Consider the following 4,432-nt stretch of genomic DNA (forward strand, 5'->3'; position numbering starts at 1 on the left):
GTCGGGGCTTGCGGGTACGCCCGCCTGGATACGCGCCTGGGCGATCAGCTTCGCGGTACGCTCCGCCGTGCCCGACGGCGCGTCCACCTTGTCGGGGTGGTGCAGTTCCACGATTTCCACAGATTCGAAGTACCGGGCGGCCCGGGCGGCGAACGCCGAAGCCAGAACAGAGCCGAGTGCAAAATTGGGTGCAATGAGCACGCCCACCGAGGGATGTGCGCCCAGCATGTCCTCAAGCCGGGCCAATCTGTCCCCATCCCAGCCTGTGGTCCCCACCACAGCATGGATCCCGTGCTCAACAGCAAAAGCCACGTTGTCCGCGGTGCTCTCCGGGACTGTCAGATCAACCAGGCAGCGGGCACCCGCGGACACTACTGTGTCAAGGGAGTCGCCGCGGCCCAGGGACGCCACAACGGTGAGGTCCTCGGCATTGTTGATGGCTTTCACCGCTTCGGACCCCATGCGCCCGGATGCTCCGAGGACGGCCACGGGAAGTTGTTGCGTCATGAATCCCAGCGTACTGTCATGCGCCGGCACCGACCCATTCGACGGTGCCGTCCGTGAAGAACTGTTCCTTCCAGATGGGCACCTGCTCCTTGACCGTGTCCACCAGCTCCGAACACGCGGCGAAAGCTTCGCCGCGATGGCCTGCGGCAACCGCAGCAACCAGCGCCGGGTCCCCGATGGCCAGCGCGCCGGTGCGGTGCGCAACCCAGATACGGACGCCGTCGTACTTTGCGGCGACCTCCTCCGCAATGTCCGCGATGATCCCGCCCGCGGAAGGATGCGCACTGTATCCGAGGCGCACCACGTCCCGGCCGCCGTCGTGGTTGCGGACCACTCCCCCGAACCCAACCACCGCGCCGCACTCGGCGGAACCAACCTGGGAGAGGGCGTCATCCATACTCAGGGGCCCCCCGGAAATGCCTGCATAAAGGACCTGGCTAGTGATCATTGATTCCCTCCAATTGGGAACAGATGTGGTTCAGCAGGGGCTCAAGGACGGACAAACCGTCACGGACGCCGCCCGGTGAGCCCGGAAGGTTGATGAGGAAAGTGCCGCCCGCTATGCCGGCGTGACCGCGGCTGAGCGCTGCCATGGGTGTGCTGATGGCTCCGGCCCGGCGGATTGCCTCCATGATTCCGGGCATGGATTTGGTGAGGAATGGTTCGGTTTGTTCGGGTGTGGCGTCGCTGGGGCTGATGCCTGTTCCACCGCTGGTAATCAGCACGGATGGCGCGGTGGAGAGTGCCTGGCTGATGGCGCCGCCCACGGCGTCGCCATCGGGAACCACCAGGACGGCCTGCACCTGGTAGCTGTTCTCCACGAGCCATTCCGTGATGAGGGGGCCGCACCTGTCCTGGTACACGCCGGCCGCCGCCCGCGTGGATGCGATCACAATGGCGGCAGTACGCTGGGTGGTCATGCCGTCCAATCCCCGCTTTTCCCGCCGGACTTCGCCAGGACCCTGATGTCGGTGATTACGGCGTGCTTGTCCGCGGCCTTCACCATGTCATACAGCGCAAGAGCGGCAACCGACGCGGCCATCAGAGCCTCCATTTCGACGCCGGTGACAGCGGTGGTCTTCACCGTTGCGGTGATGGTGACGGCGTCCCCTGCGGGTGAGAAGTCAACGGTGACCTTGCTGATCGGAAGCGGATGGCAGAGCGGTATCAGTGAGGAGGTCTGTTTGGCTGCCATGATCCCGGCCACCCTCGCGACGGCAAGGGCGTCCCCCTTGGGCAGGTTTCCGTCTGTGATCAGCGCAATGACCCCGGCTGTGGTCCGCAGCACCGACTGGGCTGTGGCTTCCCGGGAGGTGGTGGTCTTGTGGGACACATCGACCATGTGCGCGCTGCCGTCCCCGCGCACATGCGTCAGTCCGCTGTGTTGTTCGGTCCCGCTGTGTTGTTCGGTCATGATTCCCCGCTGCCCATGATGCTGGCGATGGTGCCGGCTTTCGCGCCATCGACCAGCCAGACGGTGACCGGGCTGCCCCCGGAGATGCTGGAAGTTCCAAGAGGCAGCTGGACAAGCGCATTGGATCCCGCGAGTGCGTGCATCAGGTGGGATCCCGGACCGCCGATGAGTTCCACGGTTCCGGTCTGTCCGCCATCGGCTGCCGGCTCCCGGTAGAGCCCGCGGCGGACCTGGTGCTTCTTTTCCGGCGATTCGACGTCTTCGGTAAGCCTGGCGGTGAGGACCGGACGCGGAGCAGGAACGCCCGCAATGGCCCCGAGCGCCGGTCGCAGGAACATCTCAAAGGACACCAGGGCACTGACGGGGTTGCCCGGGAAGCCGAGAAACGGAGTGCCGCCGATGGTGCCGATGGCCTGCGGCCCGCCCGGCTGCATGGCGACCGGCAGGAAGTCCACGCTGCTGTCGGCGAGCGCCTGCTTCACCACTTCGTACGCGCCCTGGCTGATTCCACCGGTGGTCAGGACCAGGTTGATACCGCTATCGACGCTACCGAACACTTCCCTGAGCAACACCGGATTGTCATTCATCAACCTGTGGCGAACCACCCGCGCACCCGCGTCTTCGAGTGCGGTCTCAAGCAAGGTGGTGTTGACATCGAAAATCTTTCCCGGCACAGGTTCGCTGCCCGGCTCCTGCACCTCATCACCGGTGGTCAGGAGCAGAACAGAAAACCGTGGACGGACGGGCACCGATCCAAGGCCGCAGGCGGCGAGCAGGCCCAGCTGTGCGGGCCCCAGCACTGTTCCGGCAGTCAGGGCAGTGGTACCCGCCGCGATATCGCTCCCCGTTCGGCGAACGAAATTGCCCTGAAGCACGGAGGCCGGCAGGGAAACCGTCAGGTCGTCCGCCGATTCATACTCCGCGGCCGTGGGGAACTGGGGCGGGTGGGCCTGTTCGATGGGTACGACGGCGGCCGCATGCCCGGGCATCATGGCTCCGGTCATGATCGGCGCGGCCCAGCCCTGCTGCAGCGCAGGAGGGACGGCGCCCGCGGCGACCGGCGCGGCAACCCTCAGCGTGAGCATTTCATTGTCCGCCGATTCCAGGTCCGCCGCATGCACGGCGTACCCGTCCATCTGCGAATTGTCGAACGGCGGCAGGCTGACCGGCGCAGCCACGTCCTGTGCCAGCACCCTTCCCCGGGCAGCCTGCAGCGGAAGCTCCTCCGCGGGATCGTTACCATAACCGCTGCTGTACCGCAGGAGGCCGAGCACGGCCTGCTGGTGCTCCTCAACTGTCCTGATCATTCAGACCTGTTCCTCCAAAGCGCCGTGGGATCCGGTTACAACCCTAGTCCCCGTCCGCAGGGATACCGCCTCACTCTACGGTGAAGGTGACCGTGTGGAGTCCTGTTGCACCATCGGGGGCTACAGCGGTGAATTTGTCGACCTGGAATTCGCCGCTCGAATCTGCGGCGCGGACCTGCACTGTGTGGGTGCCCGGCTCAAGGTCCACGTCTGCGGAGAATTGCCGCCAGGTGTCCTTGGAGATTGCTGCGGCCAGCCGCGCCTCTTCCCAGGGGCCGCCGTCGACCTTGACCTCCACTGTCTCGATCCCGCGGTGCTGCGCCCAGGCGTAGCCGGCCACCGCCACCGTACCGGCAGCGACCTGCGCATTATTGGAGGGGACATCGATCCGGGATGAGGTCTTGACCGGCCCCCGCTCGGACCAGCCGCGGGTTGACCAGTACGCCAGGTCGTCACCGAACCTGGTGACCTTCAACTCGGACAGCCATTTGGTCGCTGAAACAAACCCGTACAGTCCCGGCACCACCAGACGCACCGGAAATCCGTGCTCAACGGGGAGCGCCTCGCCGTTCATGCCGACGGCGATAAGAGCGTCACGCTGGTCCGTCATGGCTTCGAGGGGCGTGCCGGCCGTGAAGCCGTCCACGCTGCGGGAAAGCACCATGTCGGCGCCGCCCTTCACTCCGGCAAGCTCCAACACCTCGCGCACCGGCCAACCCAGCCAGCGCGCGTTGCCAATCAGGCTGCCGCCCACCTCGTTCGAAACACAGGCGAGGGTGATGTAGCGCTCGATCAGCGGTTTGGCCAGCAACTCCTCGAAGGAAATTTCCACTTCCCGCTCCACCATGCCGGTGACACGCAGCTTCCACATATCCGGATCCACCACGGGAACAACCAGTGCCGTGTCAATGCGGTAATAGTCGTTATTGGGAGTGATGAGCGGCTCCATGCCCTCAACACCGAGGTCCGCGCCGGCCGGGACAACAGAGCCCTCGGGGACCTCTGGGGTGGGCTCGGGTGTTGGGACAGCCGTCGGTTGCGGCTTGGGAAGAACAATCCGGGAACGGGCCTGGGTGACAACGGACTGGCTGGAGCGCACGTTTGATGCCAGCAGGCCTGCGGCGCCGGCCATTACTGTGCCTCCGCCCACTGACCACAGGAACCGTCGTCGCGCAACGCGGCCAGCCCCCGTGGCCTCCTGCCG

6 protein-coding genes are annotated in these 4,432 nt (G+C 65.6%); all 6 read right to left on the reverse strand.

Annotated features, from left to right (window positions below; all coding sequences use genetic code 11):
* Window positions 1-507: 4-hydroxy-tetrahydrodipicolinate reductase (locus Y708_RS0117660; protein WP_028280952.1), on the reverse strand; the 507-nt coding region annotated here is incomplete at its 3' end.
* A gap of 16 nt (window positions 508-523) precedes the next feature.
* Window positions 524-955: a molybdenum cofactor biosynthesis protein MoaE gene (locus Y708_RS0117665; RefSeq protein ID WP_028280953.1), complete on the reverse strand. Its 432-nt coding sequence runs from the start codon at window positions 953-955 to the stop codon at window positions 524-526.
* The gene (locus Y708_RS0117670; RefSeq protein WP_028280954.1) at window positions 945-1,427 is read right to left on the reverse strand and encodes a MogA/MoaB family molybdenum cofactor biosynthesis protein; all 483 of its coding nucleotides are present in this window, start codon (window positions 1,425-1,427) and stop codon (window positions 945-947) included. The genes Y708_RS0117665 and Y708_RS0117670 overlap by 11 nt, the downstream gene beginning before the upstream one ends.
* The gene (gene moaC, locus Y708_RS0117675) at window positions 1,424-1,921 is read right to left on the reverse strand and encodes a cyclic pyranopterin monophosphate synthase MoaC (protein ID WP_028280955.1); all 498 of its coding nucleotides are present in this window, start codon (window positions 1,919-1,921) and stop codon (window positions 1,424-1,426) included. Before moaC ends, Y708_RS0117670 begins: the two co-directional genes overlap by 4 nt.
* Entirely contained in the window at window positions 1,918-3,228 is a 1,311-nt protein-coding gene (glp, locus tag Y708_RS26040) for a molybdopterin molybdotransferase MoeA (protein ID WP_051479133.1), read from the reverse strand. The genes moaC and glp overlap by 4 nt, the downstream gene beginning before the upstream one ends.
* 70 nt (window positions 3,229-3,298) lie before the next feature.
* Window positions 3,299-4,432 (reverse strand): molybdopterin-dependent oxidoreductase (locus tag Y708_RS26045; RefSeq protein ID WP_081746954.1); only part of this gene is annotated, 1,134 nt, incomplete at its 5' end.

The organism is Arthrobacter sp. H5, assembly GCF_000520595.1.
In the GTDB taxonomy this organism is placed as follows: domain Bacteria; phylum Actinomycetota; class Actinomycetes; order Actinomycetales; family Micrococcaceae; genus Arthrobacter_D.